Source organism: Marinomonas algicola (assembly GCF_014805825.1).
Classification (GTDB): domain Bacteria; phylum Pseudomonadota; class Gammaproteobacteria; order Pseudomonadales; family Marinomonadaceae; genus Marinomonas; species Marinomonas algicola.
Genome location: NZ_CP061941.1, coordinates 2,706,639 through 2,730,172, shown reverse-complemented (window position 1 = coordinate 2,730,172; position 23,534 = coordinate 2,706,639). Strand labels below are relative to the sequence as shown.

Genomic DNA, 23,534 nt, shown 5'->3' with positions numbered 1-23,534 from the left:
TGTTAGCGCCCAATTTTACGAAAGAGCCACTCTAATGGCCCAATGTTAAAAAACCTAATCCATGTGACGCTAAATATTATCCCAAAAAAACAAAATACCAAGGCGTTAAATAGTGAAACGTTTATCGTCTGATTTTCTAGCATCCCGAGAGATTCTAGGACGCCCATACCAATAATGACGTGAGCAATATACAAGGTTAAAGACATTTTCCCAGTTTGAGACAGCCACTGAATAATAGAGCTTTTAGAATACCTATCTGAAATAGATAGACAAGTAACCAAGGAAATAACGGCGGAGCTACCCGCTGAGATGATATATTGAGGTAAAGGGGGAATAATGGATGTTGAAAACAGGAGTGTCACTTCCTCAGATGTCATTCCAAGTGTACCGTCTGCTCCGATAATGGCTCTTATTAAATAAAAACTACCTTCTGTAATAAGCAGAATGATGACAGACCCAAAAAACAGTTTTCTTCTCAAAAATACTTGAGATAAATCCAGCCGTCCTAGCCACATCCCAAAGAATAAAAAGGCCGACCAGGGAAACACTGGGTGGAAGCCGTTAAATAAGATATGTCTAATCATCCCATCGACTGACCAAATGTTCTCATAAGTCAGTGTTTCCCAATTCCAGTTCTGATCATAGTTAAAAAGAAGCATCAAAGCTGGAAATAACACCATGATAAGTGCCGATAAACATAACAATGTTTTGTCGTTAACCGTAAATATGGCCGCAGCGATCAAGAAATAAAAGCCGTAAAAGTGGAGGATATCTGCCTCCCATATGGGGGTGAAAACAAGACCGACCACAATCAGTAACGCTCCTCGCTTTACTATCAATAATCGAGTCTTTAGTATAAATGACCTATCACTGGACGACCGAGCTTTATTGGTTATAAATGTTACGCCAATTCCCGCTAGAATGACGAATAAGGCTGATGCACGGCCTTCAAAAAGCCCAGCAAAGCTCATCAACAAGGCATTACCGGTTTCAGCCTTCATTGCAATTTTAAAGTTAACAATGACCATACCAAATATCGCTAACGCTCTAGCAAGATCAAATCCAATTACTCTTTTGTTCATTGAAACTCCATTCAAAGGTGAGCGTCTGGCCCGGCCATTCCCGTCTAGTGGTGTTTGACGTTCCATGGTAGCAGATCATTAATACCATCGTAAGCGTCCGGCCATTCCCTCCTAGATACTTTATAGGCGGCAAGTAGGGCGTGGCTTTATGCATTTGCGAGGGCAAACTGCCAAACTGCAGGACATCCAATCTTATAAATATGAAATAATAAACAATCCTTTAATTCAAACAACGAGTAATACAAGAGCAATAAGAGACATTGAAGTCAGTGAATTGATAGCAAACGATTAATTGAGAGGGTTTTTCATACATCAGGCGAGCAGAATTACTTACTATTGAGTAATTCTAATTTAGGTTGGAGTTATATTCTCGACTTAGACTAGGCCAATAACTGGCAACACCTTTTGTTTGGCCTAGACCGAGGCTGGGCGTTTTTGTAACGAGTAATGCTATTTTCTTGCCCCACTATTCCATGGGTATTTTGCTCGAACTTAATCGCGATCGTTAGCCAGTTGTCAGATGATATTCCAAGGCGCTGTAAAATGGGTGAAAGCGACAAGTCAATCGAGCCTCGCTTGTCTTGTCGAACAATACGGCCTGTCATATCAACCAGTTCAAGATAACCCGTTAACTTAAATAAGATCCCTTCGTTTTTCTCTTTATGCTCATTCCCGATAAAGGGATACAGAGCTTTAGGTTGAGCGCCTTCACCCGCCGCTTTCACTCGTTTCTTGATGCTGGTAAATTCTGATGTTTCCGGTGTCTCAGCTACACCAGCTCGAATAGGATTAAGATCAACATACGCCATACAAGCTAAAACAGAGGCTTCGTCTAACAACGCCTGAGATTTAAAGCGCCCCTCCCAAAATCGTCCCGTGCAGCCATCTTCAACATTGGCTTGCCGAGCAATCGGTTCGTTTAACTCCCGCATAAACCAGCTGATGTCAGACAACCTTTCTCGATACGCTTCCGCCGATCTTTCTGCTAATTCAATGGCATAAGCAGGTTGAGTGTCGCCGCGGGCGTATTGTTGAGTAAATAACGTGCCTTTATGCAACGCATGCCAGCGCCTCAACACCTCATAAGTAGACCAATTTTTGGCTTGTTTTTCATTAACATGCAGCACAATATGCAAGTGATTACTCATCACCGCATAAGCACAAATATCGATAGAGAAGAGTTGAGCTAAGAATAAAATTCGCGCCTCGATCCACCCACGACGGTGCTCAAAGCTCTTTCCGGTGACAGAGTCTTCACCACATAAAAAAGCACGGCGAACACATCGAGAAATACAGTGATAGTAAGGTGTATCAGACAAACTGACTTGTTGGCTTCTGGCCCTTGGCATCATTTTTTCCTCATCCTTGAGTTTGTTTTTCTAGTTTAGACCGTGATCAAAAAAACATCAACAACGTTATGGGTGGCCTGTATTACTAACCCTAAACCGTTCACGACGGGCTCCGAAGATCTCGCAAGAGATCTTCGCTAATATTACTTCTCAAATCCATCATGGCAATCCATTGAAGATAACGAAAAGTAGTTTGCAATTGACTGTGCCCAAGAAGAGTTTGGAGCCTAGGTAATGGCATGCCAGCCAGTAATTGATGGCACGCAAAAGCATGACGTAAACTATGAAAACGTACTGTTTTTGTTATACCAGCCCGTCTTGCGGCCGCTTTCACTTCTAAACGTAGATACTTACTGTGAAGCGCTCGGTGTTTATCAAGACCGTAAATCACAACATCCGTTGGTTTATACTCTTTCCAGTAATGACGTAATACACTTTTTAATCCTTCTGGAGACAAAACATAACGATCTCGACTGCCTTTTCCTTGCCTTACTTTGATGCAATTATGTTCGCCGTCTAAATCTCCCACTCTTAGCGCATTAATCTCACTGATCCGCATGCTTGTTGAATAGGCAATAACAATGGCTGCATGCGCCTTGGAATGACTGCATTCACGAATGATATTTAATACTTCATCGGGATACAGTAAATCCGGAATTTTTTGCTTCTTGTTGGAATGTGGTAAAGCCATCTGGCCTAACGTCTTATTCAAAACATGACGATAAAGAAAGTTAAGCGCATGCAAGGCTTGACGGCAACTTGACCATGACCAATGACGATCACGAATAAGGTAAAGTAAATAACTTTGAATTTCTGTATCACTGAGCTCATCAGGAGATAGATGAAAATACTTAGCGACTTCTTTTAGCTGATATAGATAAGATTTTTGAGTGGCGGCTGAGAGGCCTTGCAATGTCATCTGATCAATGACTTTTTGACGTAATGGGGTCATCACTGAATCCTCCAATTATGAGTGGAGAACTAAGTTTGGTAACAAATAATAGAATTAGAAAGGAAACAATGAACCGCTCCGCGAAGCGGCTTAGTTCAACATTTTAATAGTACGCATGCTTATTTGGGCAATTCGAAAATCTCACCAATACCTTTATAAACAACTGAAAAATAATGTTTTTATAAACCTATTCACAAAAAACAAAACTGGAAAAATGAGCATGCGCGTTTACACATCTCTTTTTTAGGAAACCACAGCGCGTCATACCTAAAAAAGAGCGCAATGCGGATATTCTTATTCATTGATACTAAAAGACTTTTCTATTTACTGCCAGTACAAAACGCGCACAATTGGGCCATTTAAAATGGCTAAACGAGCAAGAAACCAGCTTTTCTGAAAAATAAACTGTATATTTATACAAGACATTTGAATGGCAACTAAAGGGTTCAAACCCTTTAATTGCTAGCTCTGCGCTTCAAATTCATCAATGCGTAATTTTGCAGTACCGTCACTCTGCAATACCCAAAGTTCTTTAGTGATCACACCTTGAGCCTTATTCATTTTCCACCCTGATGATAAAACAGCGCTGCTTTCATCAACGACTTCAATTTTTGGATCAATATAGTCAACATCAGTGAAACCATCATCAATGAGCTTTTGCCAAAAAGCTTTTATCTCTTCTGTACCATTAAATGTACCAAACGGTTTAGCCGTCATTACCGCATCTGGTTCATATTGTGATGCGCACCCATCAGCATTTCCTATGTTAAATGCGGCCTTCCATTTTTCACTTGCCTCTTTCAACGCGCTGAACACAATTTGTTTCTTATCTTCTGTAATCATAAATCCTCCGATAACGTAAATTTTTCTCATGATGGAGCTATAGCCTTAATGCGGGGCGCGCGTTTAGCGCGTCCCACATAATTAACTCGTTAGGTATATTGGAACTGAACAAATTAGGCGACAGAAATTAGTGCTCTGCTTCTGCAATAACTTCAAAATTGTGAATGTTTGTTAGAACACCGTTTTCCCAACCTCCAACAACGAGATCGTCTGCTTGGGCTTTGAGTGCAGCAGCAACTTTACCGGCAAAGTGAGCATCTCTGCCACTTTCATCGGTAAACGTATCAAAAATACCAAAAGTGTTGTTATTGAGTTTAAGCGATGTCCAAAGCAATGTTTTTGGTTCAGTTTGATCTATCACCAAAGCCGCTCCTGTCAACAGATTTTCTAATGCCTGCTCTTTTCCTGCTTGCGCATTGAGCACGATATAGGTCGCCTGTGTTGCACTTGCTGAGCTTTCACTAGGCTCTTTGTAAGACAAAACAGCAGAGTTTGTGATATTAGCTACAACGCCTTTGTCCCAGCCTTGAGCAACCAAAGCATCTGCGTTGGCATTCAATGCCGATGCTACTTGACCTGCAAAGTGCTCCGCTCTACCGGCTTCATTTGGAAAAAAATCAAAAATCCCAAAGCGGCCGTCTGTTTTTTTCAGTGCATACCAATATAGGGTATTAGGCTCTGTTTTAGTGACCAGCTTTGCTCCTTCAGAGAGAAATTTAGCGAGATTTTTGTCTTGCTCAGACTTGGCTGCAAATGGGATATAAGTGGCTTCTTTCATTGTAGACTCCTGTTTTTCTGTGGTTTGGGCATGGGATACAGATGCGCTCGTTAGCATGAATAGAGATGTTGCTAAATAAAGGCTCGCTTTACGCATTTGATTCGGTACGTTCATCTCTTTGACCTCATGTTGTAATTGAAACGCTATTCTATGCTCCCAAACCGCTTGACCAGCAGAGGCAAAAAAGACACTATACGTGCAATATTTGCCAAACATGGATAACCCCTAATTTATGACCACCATTGTGATTCTTTCTGTTAATGGCGCACTGCCATCAGCTTTAATGGGCATAAACGATGTGATGGCATTAAGTGGTTTGAGCTTTGTCCACAAATCCGAAGATAATGCACTTACCAAGGTAGAATGGAACCCAACTGTCATTTTAGCTAGTCATGATGGAAAGCCTATTAGAGATGGGCACGGACGAACTTTTGAGGTTGACTCTGATCTAAATTCCATTGACCACTGTGATGCTATTTTAGTGCCTGGTTTTATCCCAAATGGAGAAGGTTGTCCCCCCCAAACGATTACCAACTCGAAAACGCAGTCTTGGTTGAGTGCGCGTCACAAGCAAGGATCGCTTATATGTGGCTCTTGTAGTGGGGTATTTGCACTCGGCGAAGCAGGGGTTCTCAATAACAGACGATGCACTACAACATGGTGGTTGCATGATGAGTTAAAACAACGATTTCCCAAGGCAAAAGCAGAGTGGGCCAGTGAGCTTATCGATGACAATGGTATCATTACGGCTGGTGGCCCACTTTCTTGGGTGACTATTACACTTTATATCGTTAAAAAATTGGCTGGTACCGAAGTAGCAAGGGTATTGGCTGATTTTTCAGTCATCGATGCAATACCAAAGTCTCAAAATTTGTATGTCCCAGAAGGATATCAAACGTCAAGAAACCCGTTTTTAGCAAAAGCTGAATACGCCATTCGAAAAGCGCACTATCAAATGATGAGTACTAAGGATTTATCCAAGGTAATGGCAGTTTCTGAGCGCACATTAAATCGCAGGCTAAAAGAACTTACAGGTGAAACGCCCAAAGCATTTATTGACGGAGTTCGAATAAGCCATGCGTGTACATTATTGGTCACCACCAACAAACCAGTGAAAGAAATCGCTTTTTCTTTAGGTTATTCCGACGATAGTGTCTTTCGCCGACTTTTTAAACAAAAAATGAAAATGACACCTTCCAATTATCAACAACAAAGAAGCCATCATTAAAGCCAAAGTTTCAGCTAACGCCTCAATCAGAGACAAAAATCAGTTGGTTAAAATTAGCGATGCAGGAGCAAAACCATCTTCCGTCTTCCCCTTACTTCTTATTTCAGGTAACAAAGATAAGGGGAAGAGACAAAGAACTACAGCGCTATAACCTTTGCGTCGTCTGCAAGTTGGCTTTCGATGTGGCTGACAAACACGAGCATGTGCGGTTTGTAGTCGCCATTTAAGCTGTTGCAAATTCTTTCTATGGTGGCTTTGTCGAGTCCATCGAAGGGTTCGTCTAGCAGTAGGATGGGTGACTTTCGCAGCAGTAGACGAGCAAGTGCCAGTCGTTTGCGTTGTCCGCCTGATAGGTCTCGCCCTTGTGAGCTGAGTAAGGTGCCGAGTTTGTTCGGTAGGCTTCTTGTCCAGTCGCCTAAGGCGACGGCGTCTAACACTGCCCAAAGTTGGTTATTGGTGGCATTTTCGTCCCCCAGCAATAAATTAGCGGCGATGCTTTGTTGGAAAATATAAGGTGACTGAGGCAAGTAGCTTAATTGCGATTGATAGGCGGGGTTGCCATATAAGTCGATTGGCTGGCTACGCTCGCGTTGAGTAATGAAGGCATGGCCTGTGGCTAAGCAATCCCCAGCTAACGAGGCGAGTAGGGTGGATTTCCCTGAACCGCTTGCTCCGCGAATCCAGATTTTTTGCCCTGCTTCTATTGTCCAATTAATGGTTTGGTGACCCATGCCGCTGGGGGCATGATAACCCCGCCAGTTTTTTAAGGTGATTTGGTGAATCGACTCTACGAGTTCAGTCGCTTGTTCCGAATTTTTCCCGCTGTCATTTTGGTGTAGTTGGTTTAAACGACGCAGCCCAACTTGCGATTGGCCTTGGGCAACAAAGGATTGCGCTAGGGGCAAGACCAGTTCATTGACCGCCAATAGCGACAACACCAAGGCAACAACCCACGTACCTTGCACGGTTTCCAATAACGTCCATTTTCCAAGCTCAGTCTGGTCATCACTGAGCAGATAAAAGCAGCTTGCGAGTAATACTAGAGTCACTGTGTAGGCGATGAGTCGCCCTAGGATAATGGCTTGTTGAATGCGTATTTCCATGCGTTTTTGACGTTCGTCCAACTGGGTTAACCGTTGCGAATAGTCTTGCCAATGACCACGAATGGTTAAGGTGATTAACGCCGAAAACACGCTGATAAAACGACTACGACGGTGCACGCCCAATAGTTGTCCAACGTGCACAGCATGGCTGGCAAAGCGGCCACAGATATAAGGTACGATGATCAAATGACACACCGCGGCGATGCCCATCGGCCACAGTAAAACAGGTGAAATCACGTACGCCAAAATAGACACGCCCATGTACGCCAATAAGGCGTAAATCCAAGGCAAAAACACGACTAAGGGCCAGCGAATAATTTGGTCAAGGTCGCTCACAAGGCGCTGTAGTAAATCGCCACGGCTTTGTTTGTGAAGGTTGGCCGGGTCTTGTGCGACACGCTGGTCCCAGACCCAAAGCCGAAGCAGGCGCAATAAACTCAATAAGTGGTTGTGGGCGGTGACTTGTTCGCCATAGCGGCCTGCGGTGCGCAGAATCGCCATCAGTCGGACAATGGCCCCTGGGGTCAAATAGTTAAAGACCAAACCAACGCCCATGGCGGTCGCCAAACCGGTAGCGGAAATAAACCAGCCCGAAATACCCAGTAAGGCAACGCCCGCTAAACTGGCCATAATGCCTACGGTAACGGGAATCACAAAGCCCCACAGGTTCACCATTAATAAGCTCTTTAAAGTCAGTTTGCCAGAAGACGGCTGACGAGAAGAATTAGAGACCTTGCTCATGCAAACCTCCCTCGGTAAGAACCCAATGTTTGTCTGCCCATGCGATAGGGTGCGTGTCGTGACTCACCACCAGCAAGGTTTTCCCCTGAGAGGCTTGGTTTAACGTGGTTAATACGGCGTCGGCAGTTTCTTCATCCAGACCCGAGCACGGTTCGTCCAATAGCCACACATTGGCTTGCGATAATAGCGCTCTGGCAATCGATAATCGCTGCATTTGGCCGCCAGACAAACCGGAACCTAACTCTGTAAGTTTGCTGTCTAGCCCTTCTGGTAGGGCTTGAATGAAATCATCACACCGGCTTTTGGTTAAAGCGGCCTTTATGTCGTCTTCACTTGGTGCGCTCAAACCTTGCGTTTCAAGGCCCAGCAATACGTTACGACGAATACTGCCATTGACCCATTCTGGTGTTTGCGGCAGCCATGCCAATTTGTTGCGCCAATCCGCTAAATTCACCTCGCCAAAAGGGGTATTCTCAATATAAAACTGGCCTTGATAGCTTTGTTCAAAACCCAGTAAAAGGTGCAACAAGCTGGATTTCCCCACGCCCGATTCCCCACTTAACCAAACTCGCTCGCCTTGTGAAATAGACCCAGTAATCGACGCTAAACGAGAACGACCCGCTTGTGTCCAACTGAGCGTTTCAAAGTGAATCAAGCCATTATTCTGTTGAGCCGAAACCGTCTCGGATGGCGTTTCGGTTTTTTCTGTGGCCTTGACCTCAGTAGAGTCATCCTCTGTAGAGTCAGTTTTGTTAGCGCTTTGATCGTTTGATGTATTCAGTATGTCCAGCAAATCCGTGGCCGCGGCTTCGGCTTTTTGCTTGGCGTGATAGTCGTTGCCTAATTGGCGTAAAGGTAAATAAAATTCGGGTGCCAGTAATAATAGGAACATGGCTTGGGTCAAGGTAACGGGAGAACTGCCCACTTGCCAAGGTAGCACTTCCAATAAGCCCAGTCCCAAATACAAGGCAATCATGGCAATCGAAAGAGAAGCAAAAAGCTCTAAGGTGGCGGTCGATAAGAACGCCAATATCAATACGCCCATGGTGGTTTTTTGGTACGCAGTAGCGCTTTCTGATAAGCGCTTTCTTGCTTCGCGGGTGCGCCCGAGACGTTTTAATTCGGCCAAGCCTTGGCTTAAATCCATAAACTGGTTGGATAGCATGGCCAACACACTAAATTGGCGGCGGTTGGCTTGCGCGGCTTTATAGCCTACAAAAATCATGAAGATAATGACCAAGGGCGCGGTCATCATGAAAACAAAAAAGGCGATCCAAGAAACCGACACAACGGACAGTAGGATCACACAAGGAATCAGGGTCACCATAAACACTTGCGGTTTATAGCGACTAAAGAAATCGTCTAGCGCGTCTACTTGCTCGTAAACACGAGTAGACAGTGCCGCATCTTCGTCTATTCTTAGGCGTGCAGGCCCAAGATGAGTAAGGTGTGACAAGAGTTTACGGCGCAAATCGTAACGAATATTTCGACTTGCTTCGGCGCAAATACGTTCTCGGCCAAAGTTTACCAAAGCACGCATAAGGAACGCCAATAACCCCATTACCAACAGCGACAACGAAAAAGACTGATGCAACGCCATGTCGGAAAACACATTGGCTAATGCCCAAGCTTGCATCACTAAGGACACAGCAAACAACACACCAAAGCCTTGCGCCATACGATACTTGTTTGACTGGTGGTTGGCTAACTCCCCTAAAAATTGAGCTTCTGGGGTGTTTACTCGCCGAGACGATTGAAATCGTCTCGGCGTTTTGGCTTTACTTTTAGCGTCTTTTTCTTGTCTCGGCTTTGCTTTTTTCGGCATAAGGCTTACAACTGCTCTTCTTCACCTTCATAACCGTTAAATTCTAACCAAACGGCGTTAATGATGCCAAAAGAACAGGCTAATAAAATGCCTAAGATCCAAGCGAAATACCACATAATGTCTCCTCCAGAACAAGGCGTTAATCTCCTTGTTCGCTGTAATTTGTGAATAGGTTTTTTTTGTGAGTAACCGTTTTAATAAAGTGAATGTTTGTTTTTAGTAATATGCTCTTTCGTCAAACGACCGAACATCACTAAGTAACTCCACAATGTGTAACCTAAGACAATCGGTACAAAGATACAGGCCACCACAAACATGATCATCAAGGTGTATTCACTGGAGGTTGCATCCCACATGGTTAAACTCATGCTTGGGAAACTAGAAGATGGCATCAAGAACGGGAACATAGAGCCACCCGCGGTAGAGATAATGCCCGCGATACCAATAGAAGACCCAAGGAAAGCCAAACCGCCTTTCTTCATGACAGCAGCCAGTGCTGCGATTAACATACCTGCAATGCCTAACAAAGGTGCCAGCATTAGAGCGGGGACTTTGGTATAGTTTTCTAACCACGCACCCGCTTGTACTTCGGCGGTTTTCATTAGCGGTGTCATAACCGCATTGCCGTCAATCGCACTGGTAATCACATAACCGTCGATCCCAAAAGCCAACCAAACACCCGCAAGAATAAACAGCACAGCGGCTAACGCACCGGTTACAGTTGTTGCTAAGCGGGCTTTACGGTACAAGTTTCCTTCGGTTTTCATGAGCAGCCAAGCGCCGCCTTGAGTCATTAACATCATTAAGCTGACCAAACCACAAAGTATCGCAAAGGGGTTAAGCAAGGCAAAGAATGAACCTGTGTAAGTGACACGCATGTATTCATCAAACTGGAATGGTACACCCTGTAACAGGTTACCAAAGGCCACACCGAAAATGATCGGTGGCACCGCTGAACCGAAGACGATGCCCCAGTCCCAGCTATTACGCCATGTTGAGTTTTCCAGTTTAGAACGGTAGTCGAAACCAATAGGACGGAAGAATAACGCCGCCAGTACCAACATCATCGCAAAGTAAAAACCAGAGAAAGACGTTGCGTACACCACAGGGAAGGCCGCGAATAGCGCCCCACCGGCGGTAATAAACCAAACTTGGTTACCGTCCCAATGCGGCGCGATAGCGTTAATCATGATGCGACGCTCTGAGTCGTCTCCACCAATCACTTTTAACAAGCTACCGACACCCATATCAAACCCATCCGTGATGGCAAAGCCGATCAGCAAAACGCCAAGCAAGACCCACCAAATGACTTTTAATAGTTCGTAATCCATCTTAAACCTCCTGCGCTTTTAGCTGGTCAGTTTCTTTTTCTAATGCGTAACGGCCTGTGTGTAAACTAGAAGGACCTTGTTTTGCAAAGCGGATCATCAAGTACATTTCAGCCACTAGGAATGCGGTATAAAGCACAGTGAAACCAACAATTGTTGTCCAAATCTCGGCCGCCGTTAAGCTAGAAACCGCGACATGTATTGGCAATACTTCACCAATGGCCCACGGCTGACGACCATACTCAGCCACAAACCAACCGGTTTCACAGGCGATCCAAGGTAACGGCAAACTAAGTAGGATGAATTTAAGGAATAATGGATTATTGCCTATTCGACGTCGCGCATTTTGATAAAACGCCACGGCAAAGATGAACAGCATGATAAAGCCACACGCCACCATGATACGGAAGGCAAAGAATAAAGGTGCGACTTGGGGGATGGAATAGTCCACGGCCATGTTGATGTCTTCAGGCGTTACGCGGTTGATGTCTTCGTTAAACGCGGTGACGAGTAAACCGTAGCCAAGGTCGCCTTTCACTTTTTCGAAGTTTTCTTTTACGACTGGATCAGAAGAGCCATCACGAAGTTGTTCAAGCAGTTGGTTGGCGTAAATACCATTGATGATACGTTGGCGATTATGCTCTTTTAAGTCCTTTATACCCGTGACTTCTTCACTTAAAGAACGGGTCGCGATAATCCCCATTAAACCGGGTATTTTAATAGCGTATTCGGTTTCTTCAAGTGCTTGGTTTGGGAAACCGATGAGAGTGAAATCCGCAGGGGCTTCTTGCGTTTCCCATTCAGCCTCAACCGCCGCCAATTTCACTTTCTGTACTTCGCCTAGCTCGTAGCCTGATTCGTCCCCCAGAATGATAACACTTAAGACAGACGCCAAACCGAAAGCCGACGCAATAGCAAATGAACGACGAGCAAAAGCAAGATCACGGCCTTTAATTAGGTAATAGCTTGAAATCGCCAAGACAAACATGGCACCAGTCACGTAACCCGCTGACACAGTGTGAACAAATTTCACTTGTGCCACTGGGTTAAGCAATAAAGCGCCAAAATCCACCAGCTCCATTCGCATGGTTTCGTAATTAAATTCTGAGCCGACAGGGTTTTGCATCCATCCATTCGCAATCAAAATCCACAATGCCGATAGGTTTGAACCCAGTGCCACACCCCATGTCACCATCAAGTGCTTCACTTTACTGAGTCGTTCCCAACCAAAGAAGAACAAACCAACGAGGGTTGACTCTAGGAAAAAAGCCATTAAACCTTCGATGGCCAACGGCGCACCGAAAATATCGCCGACATAGTGTGAGTAGTAAGACCAGTTGGTTCCGAATTGGAATTCCATGGTCAAACCGGTTGTCACACCCAGCGCAAAGTTAATACCAAATAACTTGCCCCAAAACTTCACCATGTCTTTGTAAACTTGCTTACCCGTGATCACGTAAACCGATTCCATGATCGCCAGTAAGAACGCCATTCCGAGCGTTAACGGCACAAATAAAAAGTGGTACAGAGCAGTGAGCGCAAACTGAAACCGCGAGAGTTCCACTACAGCTTCGTTAATCATATGACTTCAACCCATTCATTTGATTGAGAAAAAGACGCTTGCAGACACCTGTTTCTTGCAGTGCTCTTGTTGTCTTACGTCTACCAGAGTCCCTAACTTATTTAAGAACGACTATAAAACAAAATTATAAAGCAGCGATTCAGAGGAAACCTTGCGTTAGATCAAGGGATAAGCGAAGTGGGTAAATTATATAAATGGGAAGGGTACGACAAACAGACTTGGTTGCTTCTCAATGCTATTGACTGGGTTATGTCTCTTATCCGTTTTAACCGTCTTTGGAAAATAGCCCGTTTCGTTTTAGTCATGTATATAAAAGCCAAAGGTGGGTTGCCTTTGGCTTTGTTTCTTAGAATGACAAGGTTAACTTACGTCATTTTGTATGGTGCTATCTTTTTCGTTGTTTTAGAAAAATCCCAGAGGGTTAACATCATAACTAACCAAAAGATTTTTTGTTTGTTGATAATGCTCTAGGGCAATTTTATGGGTTTCTCGGCCGACACCGGATTTTTTATAGCCACCAAAAGCCGAATGGGCTGGGTATTGATGGTAGCAGTTCATCCAAACTCGACCTGCTTCCAAGTTACGCCCCATGCGGTAGGCTAGGTTGGTATCCCTTGTCCAAAGGCCTGCCCCCAAACCAAACTCACTGTCGTTGGCAAGAGCCAGTGCTTCCGCTTCGTCTTTAAATGTGGTGACACTGACAACAGGGCCAAAGATCTCTTCTTGGAAAATGCGCATGTCATTAGAGCCTTTAAACAGCGTAGGCTGGACATAAAAACCACCGTCTAACCCTTCTACAGGAGCGATTTCCCCACCAATTAACAGTTCGGCACCTTCTTCTTTACCAATATTGATGTAACTTAGAATTTTTTCAAACTGCTGTTTCGATGCTTGGGCACCCACTTGCGTTTCTGTGTCTAATGGATCACCGCGCTTGATGGTTTTTGTGCGCTCAATGACTAAGGCCATAAATTCATCGTAAATGGACTCATGCACTAACGCACGGGATGGACAAGTACAAACCTCACCCTGGTTGAAAAAGGCCAGTACTAACCCTTCTACGCATTTGCTGACAAACTCTTTTTCTTGATTCATTACATCAGCGAAATAAATGTTTGGTGATTTACCACCCAGCTCAACCGTAGAAGGAATGATGTTTTCTGCCGCGCATTTTAAAATGTGTGAGCCAACAGGCGTCGATCCTGTGAAGGCTATTTTGGCGATGCGTTTACTGGTTGCCAGTGCTTCACCGGCTTCTTTACCAAAGCCGTTAACAATGTTGAGTACACCCGGCGGCAATAAGTCTTGAATCACTTTTACCAATTCTAGAATGGATACCGGCGTTTGTTCGGCTGGTTTTAAGACAATGCAGTTACCCGCGGCTAACGCTGGAGCCAGTTTCCATGCGGCCATTAAAATAGGGAAATTCCAAGGGATAATTTGACCCACAACACCTAAAGGTTCGTGAAAATGATAGGCAACGGTGTGTTCGTCTAACTCGGCGGCTGAGCCTTCTTGTGCTCTTAAACAACCTGCAAAATATCTAAAATGATCCACGGCTAAAGGAATATCGGCATTGAGGGTTTCGCGAACGGCTTTTCCGTTGTCCCATGTTTCTGCAACAGCCAGTGCTTCAAGATTTTGCTCTAGACGATCGGCTATTTTTAACAGCATATTTGAACGTGTTGTCACGGATGTTTTTCCCCATGCGGCACGTGCGGCATGAGCGGCATCTAACGCTAGGTTTATATCTTCTTCAGTAGAGCGAGGAATTCGGCAAAATACTTCACCGTTAACAGGACTGATGTTGTCAAAGTATTGACCTTTAACGGGTGCAACCCATTCTCCACCAATAAAATTTCCGTATTCTGCTTGAAAAGTAATGAGACTGCCTTCGCTGCCTGGTTTTGCATAAATCATATCGCTTCTCCATTATTGTTTTTATGTGAGAGGTTAACCTCTGCTTACACTCTATAAATAATGTGCGAGAAAGACTTGCCTGTCAGTCCATGATATTTGTCTGACTATCCAGTATTTGTGTTGACCCAAGGCCCACTAAGAGTGATGATAAAAACAGTACACAAATACATCACCCTAAATAAAAACGATAAGAGGTGTGGAAATGAGTCGCTCTATGTCTACTGAAAATTCGATGATTTGGCAAAAACGCATGCCTACTCAATTGGTTGAGAATCGTGTCTGTTTTGCGGGTCCTCATGCTGAACTGAGCATTTACGATACGTACGAACAAGCGCAGAAAGTCAGCTTAAAAGCCGATGCTTTGTTGTATTGTGGCATGGTAACGGGTTCCAAGGTTATGCACACAGAATTTCAAAAAGACATCTCATTTTTGCCCCATGAATCGTTTATTTTAGCCCCTGAACAAGAAGTCTTTATCGACTTTCCTGAAGCGCAATTAGAGACGCCGACAACCTGTTTGACCGTGGAAATATCGAAAGAGAGGGTCGCGCAAATTTGTGACCGAATGAACGATATTTTGGCACAATCTTTACCAGCGGGTACGGTCATCGATCCTAATCAACCTTTGCATACGCTCCATACACAGGCGACTCAACAAGTACTGGATCGTTTAACCAGTGATTTTATTCAGAATGATCCAGACAGAGATTTGCTGGTGGATTTTGGGGTCAATGAATTGGTCACTCGAATTTTAAGGCATCATGGTCGAGATGCTTTGTTGCATTTTACTCTCAATGTGCCTGATGCGAATGGCCTGACGAGTGTTTTACATTGGATAGAACAGAACCTAGCGTTGCCTTTGGATGCGGAGAAGTTAGCTAAAATAGCCTGCATGAGTCGCAGCCGGTTCTATGATTCTTTTAAACGTCAGATGGGCTGTACCCCCTTAGAGTATCAACATCAACGCCGAATGAATCGCGCCTATCAAAGGTTGCAAGAGCATTGTTCTGTCACTGAAATTAGCTATGAAGTCGGCTATGTCAGCCTAAGTCATTTCAGTCGCCGCTTTCACAAGCATTTTGGCCTTTCTCCTAAACAAGTGGCTCCTAAGCAAGTTGCCCCTAAAGTAGTAGACAGTAAGCTTATGTAGGAACAAATTGCTGGCTTGATCATTCAGGCGCATTTGAGTGTTTAAACACTGTCTACGTTGTCTTTTATAACGTTCACCAACGTTTAGTTTTCACCAAGCTTATTTCTCCACTGAGCCATTGCTTCAATATGCTCTGGCCCAATGCCACAACAGCCCCCGATAATACTTGCTCCTAGGTGATGCCACTTTTTCACGTAGGCGATGTATTCCTCCGGAGTGAGATCACGTGAGCTTTGAATATTGAGGTTGGCGGCTTGGTTCACTGACGATATGGGGGTGAAACTGTTAGCAAAGGCGCCTGTAGTAAATGAAATCTGATGTTTTTCAAGGACCTTATTGGTCTCTATTAGAGCCTGTTCTATCACTTCAGGAATCGAGCAGTTAAAGAAAATGCCATCGATTTTTTTTTCTAGAATGGCTTCAATCGCATGCGTTACCAACTCACCTGAGCGAAGTGCGCTTGGTCTGCTTATCTCATCATTTAGAGTAAACGCGTAATAGCAAGGTTTATTTGTCTTTTCAAATACTCGGCTAACGGTTAGGGCTTCGTTAATACTTGATATCGTTTCGGCAATCCATAAGTCCACATGTGCGTTTTGGGCAGTAAACAGGGTCGTTAAAATGTCAAACGCACGGTCGGCTTCAAATAAATCGGGTCGGTAAGACCCTAGTGCTGGAGGCAGCGAGCCGGCGATGGGTATGTCTTTAGATGTGCTTTTGACGGCTTGTTTTGCCAGCACGGCGGCGGCTTCAGCCAGTTCGGCTCCTCGTTGCTGATATAGCGTATCGCCAAGATGAAAGGGGACACAGGCGTAGCTATTGACGGTAATGATGTCGGCTCCGGCGTCAATAAAACGTGTATGTGCTTGAGTAACATAATGCGGTGCTTCTATTAGCGCTTGAGCGCTCCACAAGGGTTGGGAGAAGGGGGCACCAACGCGTTTCAGTTCACGTCCCATTCCGCCATCTAATAGGGTCAATTTTGTCATAATCAGCTTCTATAGGCTCAAATAAAATAGGCGGCTATTCAATCATATTTAGCACAAAAAGCGGACACAAAAATGACACCTTTTCTCAGATCACCTAAAAATAGTCATTGATAATTTTTTTATCCTACTTTCGTGTTCTATCGAGTAATTGCTCTTCTTTGGATTCGGTTTACTCTTTAACTCATACAATACTTGGATGTAATCTCTCGTTTGCTGACCTAACTTTAGGTGTACTTCATTGAAAGTACGGTTGGCCTACGTGTAAAAGGAGGCACTTCAATGGTACTTTTATCAATAGGGGAACATTATGTTGGTTGTTATTGGCCCTGGCGGGGGCATTAATTGGGGAACGACACAAACCATGCTGAGACATAATTGGCAAGCGTTCCTTCAAATACGTAATTCTGATACGGGAGGCTCTCCACACCCAGAGCGGTTCGGTTCTGTACATCTATGGGAAACGTTTCGGTGTGGCGGCCGCTGCGATGGTCGTATTTTGCCTATCGATATTGCGGATGTGGATCACATCTCTCCTAAGTCTTTATTCACATGGAACTTTGTGACACATCAAAAAAATTCTTTTGAAACGGTGAATGGCGCCAGTTGGAAAATTAAAGAAGAAGGCCACATAGAGGCTATTGATTATTCAAACTTAAGACGAACAATGTTGCTCTATGTAAAGAAAGACAATAATACAATCACCATTCAATTGGGGCCTAATAAGACAAAAGAGTATTCGGTTAAAAAAATATTAACCAATAATGTGTCGAACCTTCAGCTTTTATGCCCTCCATGCAATAGATCGAAAGGCGCTGTTGTTGATTAGTTAATTACTGTTATTACCTTTAGTTCGTCGCTTAAGTATTGTTGACTTGCTCTAATCTATTAAGCACTCTATATCCTATAAGTATTTTTAGTATGGCGACTATTTTGATGGTTGTCATGATTATTGATGTCGTGTTTTTCATAGAGAAAAATAATAATAGGATGAAGTTGTTATGGGTGAAGAAAGGTTTGTAATCGATTATCCGAAACCACCGGCTGGCATGAGTCAAAATGAATGGGACGCTCGTTTAGAGCTGGCCGCCTGTTATCGCATAGTTGATCATTTTGGGTGGACGAGTGTGGTGTACAACCATATTAGTTACCGTATCCCCGGAACGGATGATTTTTTGATTAACCCGTTCGGTTTGCGTTATGACGAAATTAGAGCCAGTGACTTAATCAAAATTGACATAGAGGGTAATAAGCGCAGTGAGAGTGATTGGCCCGTGAATAAAGCTGGTTATTTGATTCATTCAGCGATTCATAAAGCGCGTCATGACCTGACTTGTATTCTCCACACGCATGAGCCCATTTCTCAGTCTTTGGCGGCAATAGCCACTGAGTCAATTCCACTTACCCAAGAAGGGTGTCAGTTTTATCAACGTGTTGGCTATCATGAATTTGAAGGCATTGTTCTAAATGAAGAAGAGCAGGAACGAGTAAAACGCGTTTTAGGCACTGAAAATCATACGCTATTGCTGAAAAATCACGGCCTAATTACAGCTGGTGATTCACCTACATGGGCTTTGGTTCGCCATCTTGCTTTTATTCGTAATGCCGATGTGCAGTTGAAAGCCATGGCGTCAGGCGACCTTAATTTAATTGATGAAGCCGTTATGCGTCATACTAGGGATCAATTTGAAGGCGGTTCGGCTCAAGCTGGTGCTAAAGTGAGACACCCTGAAATGCCCGCGCTCTGGCGTTTAATTGATCAACAAGATCCTACTTGGAAACTGTAAACGACGCTAACAGAGTAAAATATGGTTTGTACTATGAGGACAGTACTCGAAAGCATAAAGACCACTGACGAAAGCTTATTCAAAGAGAATGGTAAAAACTTTCTGCCCGTTCTTGTTCCTAAGGTAACATGAACGAAAGCGGAGGGCTTTTCCTATGAGGGAAGCAATACCAGTGGAAGACCACATTGCGAGTGTATTCCATCGATTAGGATCGTATTTTAGTTTGAGAATTAACAGAGTGATATAACGCTGTATCTGGCAAATTTATCGTTATCTGGTAGTAGGCACAGAATACGTTTACATGTATGTTTGTAGAATGAAAAGTATAATAAAACATGATTCTTCCACCCCACCTATCTTACGTACCTTACAGCGCAATGGTTTAGCGAGACGGTATCTATTTAGTGCTTTATTGATTGCATTGATCCCGCTTGGATTGATGGCTATCGTATACGATACCCAATACGTCCGAGCGATTGAAAAAGTAACTGAAAGTGGTACTAACGCTAAGCTTTCTGGCGCTGTCAATTTATTAAAAACCTTTTTGCAAGAAAGGGCTTATGAGCTAAAAGGGCTGGCCGATAGTCCCGAAGTTTTGGAATGGCTCTCTTCGGCCGAACCTGATGATGAACCTAGTTCGATGCTGCTAGCTCAATTACGTCAGCAACTAGACAGTCCTTATATTTATGGCGTTGTAACCAAGCCTACTCTTTTTGATGAACCGCAATGGCACATGACTCAGGGGTTGCTTAAAGACGTTTCTTGGCGTGATTTGCCTGTCACGTCTTTTGCTGGTTCGGAGCTGTTGGGGCCGGCTTTGCCAATATCTGATAGGCCTGGCTGGATAGTACTTCGTCTAAATCCAGCTGGGTTTAATCCGCTGCCGAAAGCGTGGATTGGCTTAGTCATAAGGCTTGCAAGCTTTACTGAACAGATAGATGATCTTACTTTGCCCGGTTTCAAGGTGCCTGTCATTATTCCGCCTCAGAAGGTGTTGCTGAACTCGTTAGGTAATTTAGAGGTGTCGAGTTATACCTCAGAAAAAGATATTGATTCCAGTGAATTTATTCCTGGCTGGCATATTCGTTTGCTGTGGTTAGGTGACCCTCTCCTTGGTCCACTTGAATTTGCTAGATACGGATTAATTTTTTTAGCCGTCGGAGTTGCACTTGGCGTTATCGTGTTGTCTCGTCATATATCTACGCGGCTTGAAAGGCAAATTACCCCACTTATTCAGGGAGCTGAAAGGGTAGCAAGCGGTGATTTTGACACCCCGTTGGACATAAAAGATGGTACGGCTGAGATAGGTTATCTTTCATTTGCACTTGAACGCATGCGCCTGAGACTTAAACGGTTAGTAAAAAGAATGGTAGAAGTAGAGCGACGGGCTATTTTAGGGCAGTTTTCTGCTGGAGTAGCTCATGAAATTCGAAATCCATTAGCAACCATAAAGACGACAATTCAGGCTTTATCCAGAAAAGAAACCGACCCCAAACGCCAGAAACTTATGGAAGCCGTTGATAACGAAATTGATCGTGTAAACGACGTTGTGCAGCTGTTGTTGGACTACGCACGTCCTAGGGAGTCGAAGGCTGGTAAAGTTGATGTTTTAAACGTGGTGAAAGCCGTTAAAATTTTAGCTGATTCTGTGGCTTATCGTAATGGAGTGCAGTTGATTTTGATTGATCATTCTACGGTATTCTCTTTTGCAGATTCTTTCCAAGTTCGTCAGATTGTAATGAACCTTGTAATGAATGCCATTCAGGCTCTTGATGGTATTGGTGGAAAAGTAGTGGTTCGGATCAGGCAGCAAGGACTCTCGGTATATATCTCTATCATCGATAACGGTCCAGGAGTGAGTGCAGATCATTTAAGTCATTTGACAGAGCCCTTTTTCACAACCAAAACTAATGGTACGGGGCTAGGTCTAGCCATTTGTAAGCAGTTGGCTCAAGCGAATCAGGGCGCCTTAAGGTTTCAAAGCGCTTCTGGCGAGGGTTTGACAGTAACCTTACAGCTACCTCTCTATTTGAATAATTCAAGTCCGGAATAATTTTATGCGTATGCCTAATGTTCTTATTATTGATGATGAAAAAAATCTTGTTAATAGTTTAGTTTTCTCACTAGAAGAAGAAGGAATGACAGTTGACGCGGCGTATACTGGGAAGGACGGATTAGTTGCCATTGAAACTAAAACACCCGATCTAGTGCTTCTGGATCTCAAGCTACCGGACCAATCGGGTTTCGATATTCTTGATGCTATTAAAGTAATGACGTCACCGCCAACTACTATCATGATTTCAGCTCATGGAGATACTCGCGCCGCGGTGGAGGCTGTTAAAAAGGGGGCTCAGGACTATATTACTAAACCATTTGACCTTGATGAGTTAATTCTACTTATTCAACGAAATCATAAACACCGGCAGTTGAGTGAGGAAGTGGCTTACCGCAGGGGGCAGGAAGTAAATACACATGGTTTAATTGGTACAAGTGATGCCATGAAAACCTTGCTTCAACAGGTAGAACGGGTTGGTAAAAGCTCAGCACGTACAATCCTACTACAAGGTCCCTCTGGAAGTGGCAAGACGTTAATAGCCAAGGCTCTTCATGGCGTGAAAGATAAGAGTGCGCCCTTTGTTGCTTTAAATTGTGCTTCTTTGCCTGAAAACCTGTTGGAGGCGGAGTTATTCGGTGCGGAAAAAGGGGCTTATACCGGTGCGGATAAGAGACGCACAGGTTTAGTTGAGTTAGCAAATGGCGGAACTTTGTTTTTAGATGAAATTGGTGAGTTGCCCTTACCCCTACAGGCTAAACTGCTCACTTTTCTGGAGACTCATCGGTTTCGGTCGGTTGGAGGGCAAGCCGAGATAGAGGCTGATATAAGGGTCATTGCCGCTAGTAACCGAGATCTTCATGCTGAAGCCTTATCAGGAACCTTCCGCGAGGATCTTTTCTACCGATTAAACGTTATGCCACTGAATATTCCCTGTTTGGCAGAGCGTAAAGAAGATATCCCTCAACTAGTTGATGAGTTTGTCATTGACTTGACTCTGCAGGAAGGGGGTAGCCCCATAATGATTCCACCTGAAACACTCACTCTTTTTAATGAATATCGGTGGCCTGGAAATATAAGGGAGCTTAGAAATACAATAGAGCGGTTAACCATTCTGCATGCGGGAGAAACCATTTTACCTACGCACCTGCCTCCTGAAATTGCTAGCTTAAGTGGGACATCGGTTTCAACCGTGTCTTATATTAAACCTGACGAAGTTAAAAACGATAGTTCGCTGGCTAACGAAATGTATAAACGTGAGGCTGAATGTATTCGTGAAGCCCTTCTTCAGTTCAGAGGACGTAAAGGTGAAGCCGCAAGTTCTTTAGGTATTTCGAGGCATGCACTAAAACGTCGGATGCAAAAACTAGGACTTACAGGAGAGGATTGTTGATTAAACGAGGAACAATTTGGTGGCCGTTTTTTGCATTTGCTGTCATAGGTGCTTTTACGTTACTTACGCCTTTTAAAACACTGAATGCGCAGGAGTTAGGGCTATCTAAAAGCGAATCTGACACTACTATTGGCTGTCTTTTTCCTATGTCAGGTCGTGCTGGTGTATTAGGGCGTGATTCAGTTTTGGGTGTTCGCCTTGCGATGAAGTACCTTGAAACACAACTGTCGTCAGACAGACCTCGTTTGCGAGTTCTTATTGGTGATACCAAGTCAAAACTATCCAATGCTACCGCTCTGGCTAAGCGTTTTATCGACGTGGAAGGGGCTAGCTTTTTATGTGGCGTTGTCAATTCATCCGTCGCGATTGAAGTCTCCTCGATAGCAAAGTCTGCCGGTGTGTTTTTTGTCGGGACGGATCATGCTTCTTCGAGATTAACGGGCGAATTTTTACATGATCGCTATTTTAGGGTCACTAATGACACAAGACAGTCAATGACGGCAGGCGCTCTATTTATCCAAGACTATTTTTCCGATCACTTGGCGGAAAAACCTCTACGGATATCGTATGTTGGTCCTGATTATGAATATGGGTATCAAGTCTGGGCTGATTTTAGAGAAGCATTGGATCGATTAGGTGTAGCGTATGAGATAATAGGCGTTCTTTGGCCAAGGCTCAGTGAGCCTGATTACAGTCGTTATATCAATGAATTGATCAGGCAGAAGCCAGATATCGTACTGAATAGCCTTTGGGGAGGTGATTTTGTCGCATTTGTAACTCAAGCGACGGACACTGAATTGTTCGAAAAATCACGTTTTGCTAATTTCGAGAAGGGGGGGGATTACGAAATTTTTGCAGAGCTAGGCAGTAAAATGCCTCTCGGACTTCTCTTGTCGTCGCGGCATCATAATAATTGGCCTGATACTGAGTTTAACCAGTGGTTTGTCGAAGAGTTTCACCGTGAAGCTGGATATTTCCCATCATCAGGAGCACAAGGGGCCTTCACAGGGATTGTTGCTATTTCGGAGGTCTTAAAAAAAGTCGGTACTAACCATCGGAACTCTGGCGCTATTATAAAGGCATTTGAAGAGCTTGGACTAACAGTCCCTGAGGATCCTGAAGGATTTCAATCTTCAATGGATGCAAACTCCCATCAGATTCGACAAGTTATGGCCATTGGTGAAACGGTCCTTGATGACAGGTACCCTCCAGCAAAAGTGATGCTCGGTAACTGGCATATTTATTACCCAGACCAACTGGAGGGAGAGACAAGTAGAAGAAACTGAGCGCCTTTCGCTCAGTGATGTTTATTTAAATGAGCGGAAATCGCTCATTTTTTTTGCCGTTCTCTTTTTAAATAAAATTATTTGTTTAAAATCAGTTGTTTAAAAAAAATATCATTTTGGTACGAGTTCTGCTTAGTAAAGCTACCTA

19 protein-coding genes are annotated in these 23,534 nt (G+C 44.0%); 7 read left to right on the top strand and 12 right to left on the bottom strand.

Translation table 11 applies throughout. From position 1 onward, the window contains the following. Window positions 1-2: 2 nt before the first annotated feature. The 5 genes from IEZ33_RS12505 to IEZ33_RS21035 all read right to left on the bottom strand — a co-directional run bounded on the left by IEZ33_RS12505 (window position 3) and on the right by IEZ33_RS21035 (window position 5,220). Window positions 3-1,082, bottom strand: coding sequence for a DUF418 domain-containing protein (locus tag IEZ33_RS12505; protein WP_191600381.1), 1,080 nt, complete (start codon window positions 1,080-1,082; stop codon window positions 3-5). A gap of 380 nt (window positions 1,083-1,462) precedes the next feature. Continuing rightward, a complete protein-coding gene (locus IEZ33_RS12500; protein ID WP_191603635.1) occupies window positions 1,463-2,431 on the bottom strand; it encodes a transposase in 969 nt (322 codons plus the stop codon). A gap of 100 nt (window positions 2,432-2,531) precedes the next feature. Further along, window positions 2,532-3,383: a tyrosine-type recombinase/integrase gene (locus tag IEZ33_RS12495; RefSeq protein WP_191600380.1), complete on the bottom strand. Its 852-nt coding sequence runs from the start codon at window positions 3,381-3,383 to the stop codon at window positions 2,532-2,534. A gap of 462 nt (window positions 3,384-3,845) precedes the next feature. Continuing rightward, on the bottom strand, window positions 3,846-4,226 hold the full coding sequence (locus tag IEZ33_RS12490; RefSeq protein ID WP_191600379.1) for a YybH family protein: 381 nt from the start codon (window positions 4,224-4,226) through the stop codon (window positions 3,846-3,848). Between the two features lie 127 nt (window positions 4,227-4,353). Then, window positions 4,354-5,220: a putative quinol monooxygenase gene (locus IEZ33_RS21035; protein WP_240009527.1), complete on the bottom strand. Its 867-nt coding sequence runs from the start codon at window positions 5,218-5,220 to the stop codon at window positions 4,354-4,356. Window positions 5,221-5,236: 16 nt separating this feature from the next. Here IEZ33_RS21035 and IEZ33_RS12480 point away from each other — a divergent pair, with 16 nt between their 5' ends. After that, window positions 5,237-6,232 carry a GlxA family transcriptional regulator gene (locus IEZ33_RS12480; RefSeq protein ID WP_191600378.1) on the top strand — a complete coding sequence of 332 codons (996 nt, stop codon included), beginning with the start codon at window positions 5,237-5,239 and terminating at the stop codon, window positions 6,230-6,232. Window positions 6,233-6,369: 137 nt separating this feature from the next. Here IEZ33_RS12480 and IEZ33_RS12475 read toward each other — a convergent pair whose 3' ends face one another. The 6 genes from IEZ33_RS12475 to exaC form a co-directional block, all read right to left on the bottom strand. Next, window positions 6,370-8,076, bottom strand: a complete 1,707-nt coding sequence (locus IEZ33_RS12475) for an amino acid ABC transporter ATP-binding/permease protein (RefSeq protein WP_191600377.1) — start codon at window positions 8,074-8,076, stop codon at window positions 6,370-6,372. Continuing rightward, window positions 8,060-9,901 carry a thiol reductant ABC exporter subunit CydD gene (gene cydD, locus IEZ33_RS12470; RefSeq protein WP_191600376.1) on the bottom strand — a complete coding sequence of 614 codons (1,842 nt, stop codon included), beginning with the start codon at window positions 9,899-9,901 and terminating at the stop codon, window positions 8,060-8,062. The genes IEZ33_RS12475 and cydD overlap by 17 nt, the downstream gene beginning before the upstream one ends. A gap of 5 nt (window positions 9,902-9,906) precedes the next feature. Further along, window positions 9,907-10,017: a cytochrome bd-I oxidase subunit CydX gene (gene cydX, locus IEZ33_RS12465; protein ID WP_191600375.1), complete on the bottom strand. Its 111-nt coding sequence runs from the start codon at window positions 10,015-10,017 to the stop codon at window positions 9,907-9,909. Window positions 10,018-10,095: 78 nt separating this feature from the next. Continuing rightward, window positions 10,096-11,232 carry a cytochrome d ubiquinol oxidase subunit II gene (gene cydB, locus IEZ33_RS12460; RefSeq protein WP_191600374.1) on the bottom strand — a complete coding sequence of 379 codons (1,137 nt, stop codon included), beginning with the start codon at window positions 11,230-11,232 and terminating at the stop codon, window positions 10,096-10,098. Between the two features lies 1 nt (window position 11,233). Next, entirely contained in the window at window positions 11,234-12,811 is a 1,578-nt protein-coding gene (locus tag IEZ33_RS12455) for a cytochrome ubiquinol oxidase subunit I (protein ID WP_191600373.1), read from the bottom strand. Window positions 12,812-13,213: 402 nt separating this feature from the next. Beyond that, window positions 13,214-14,731, bottom strand: a complete 1,518-nt coding sequence (gene exaC, locus IEZ33_RS12450; protein ID WP_191600372.1) for an acetaldehyde dehydrogenase ExaC — start codon at window positions 14,729-14,731, stop codon at window positions 13,214-13,216. A 202-nt stretch (window positions 14,732-14,933) separates the two neighbouring features. On the opposite strand from exaC, the gene IEZ33_RS12445 reads away from it, so the two are divergent. Beyond that, the gene (locus IEZ33_RS12445) at window positions 14,934-15,881 is read left to right on the top strand and encodes a helix-turn-helix domain-containing protein (protein WP_191600371.1); all 948 of its coding nucleotides are present in this window, start codon (window positions 14,934-14,936) and stop codon (window positions 15,879-15,881) included. An 83-nt stretch (window positions 15,882-15,964) separates the two neighbouring features. On the opposite strand, the gene IEZ33_RS12440 is transcribed toward IEZ33_RS12445, so the two are convergent. Further along, the gene (locus IEZ33_RS12440) at window positions 15,965-16,870 is read right to left on the bottom strand and encodes a homocysteine S-methyltransferase family protein (protein ID WP_191600370.1); all 906 of its coding nucleotides are present in this window, start codon (window positions 16,868-16,870) and stop codon (window positions 15,965-15,967) included. 307 nt (window positions 16,871-17,177) lie between these two features. Between IEZ33_RS12440 and IEZ33_RS12435 the strand changes: the two genes are divergently transcribed. The 5 genes from IEZ33_RS12435 (at window position 17,178) to IEZ33_RS12415 (ending at window position 23,386) form a co-directional block, all read left to right on the top strand. Beyond that, entirely contained in the window at window positions 17,178-17,696 is a 519-nt protein-coding gene (locus IEZ33_RS12435) for a hypothetical protein (protein WP_191600369.1), read from the top strand. A gap of 172 nt (window positions 17,697-17,868) precedes the next feature. Then, window positions 17,869-18,654 carry a class II aldolase/adducin family protein gene (locus IEZ33_RS12430; protein WP_191600368.1) on the top strand — a complete coding sequence of 262 codons (786 nt, stop codon included), beginning with the start codon at window positions 17,869-17,871 and terminating at the stop codon, window positions 18,652-18,654. A gap of 316 nt (window positions 18,655-18,970) precedes the next feature. Beyond that, window positions 18,971-20,707 carry a sensor histidine kinase gene (locus tag IEZ33_RS12425; RefSeq protein ID WP_191600367.1) on the top strand — a complete coding sequence of 579 codons (1,737 nt, stop codon included), beginning with the start codon at window positions 18,971-18,973 and terminating at the stop codon, window positions 20,705-20,707. A 4-nt stretch (window positions 20,708-20,711) separates the two neighbouring features. Further along, on the top strand, window positions 20,712-22,100 hold the full coding sequence (locus tag IEZ33_RS12420) for a sigma-54-dependent transcriptional regulator (RefSeq protein ID WP_191600366.1): 1,389 nt from the start codon (window positions 20,712-20,714) through the stop codon (window positions 22,098-22,100). Continuing rightward, on the top strand, window positions 22,097-23,386 hold the full coding sequence (locus IEZ33_RS12415; protein WP_206696850.1) for an ABC transporter substrate-binding protein: 1,290 nt from the start codon (window positions 22,097-22,099) through the stop codon (window positions 23,384-23,386). The genes IEZ33_RS12420 and IEZ33_RS12415 overlap by 4 nt, the downstream gene beginning before the upstream one ends. Window positions 23,387-23,534 lie beyond the last annotated feature (148 nt).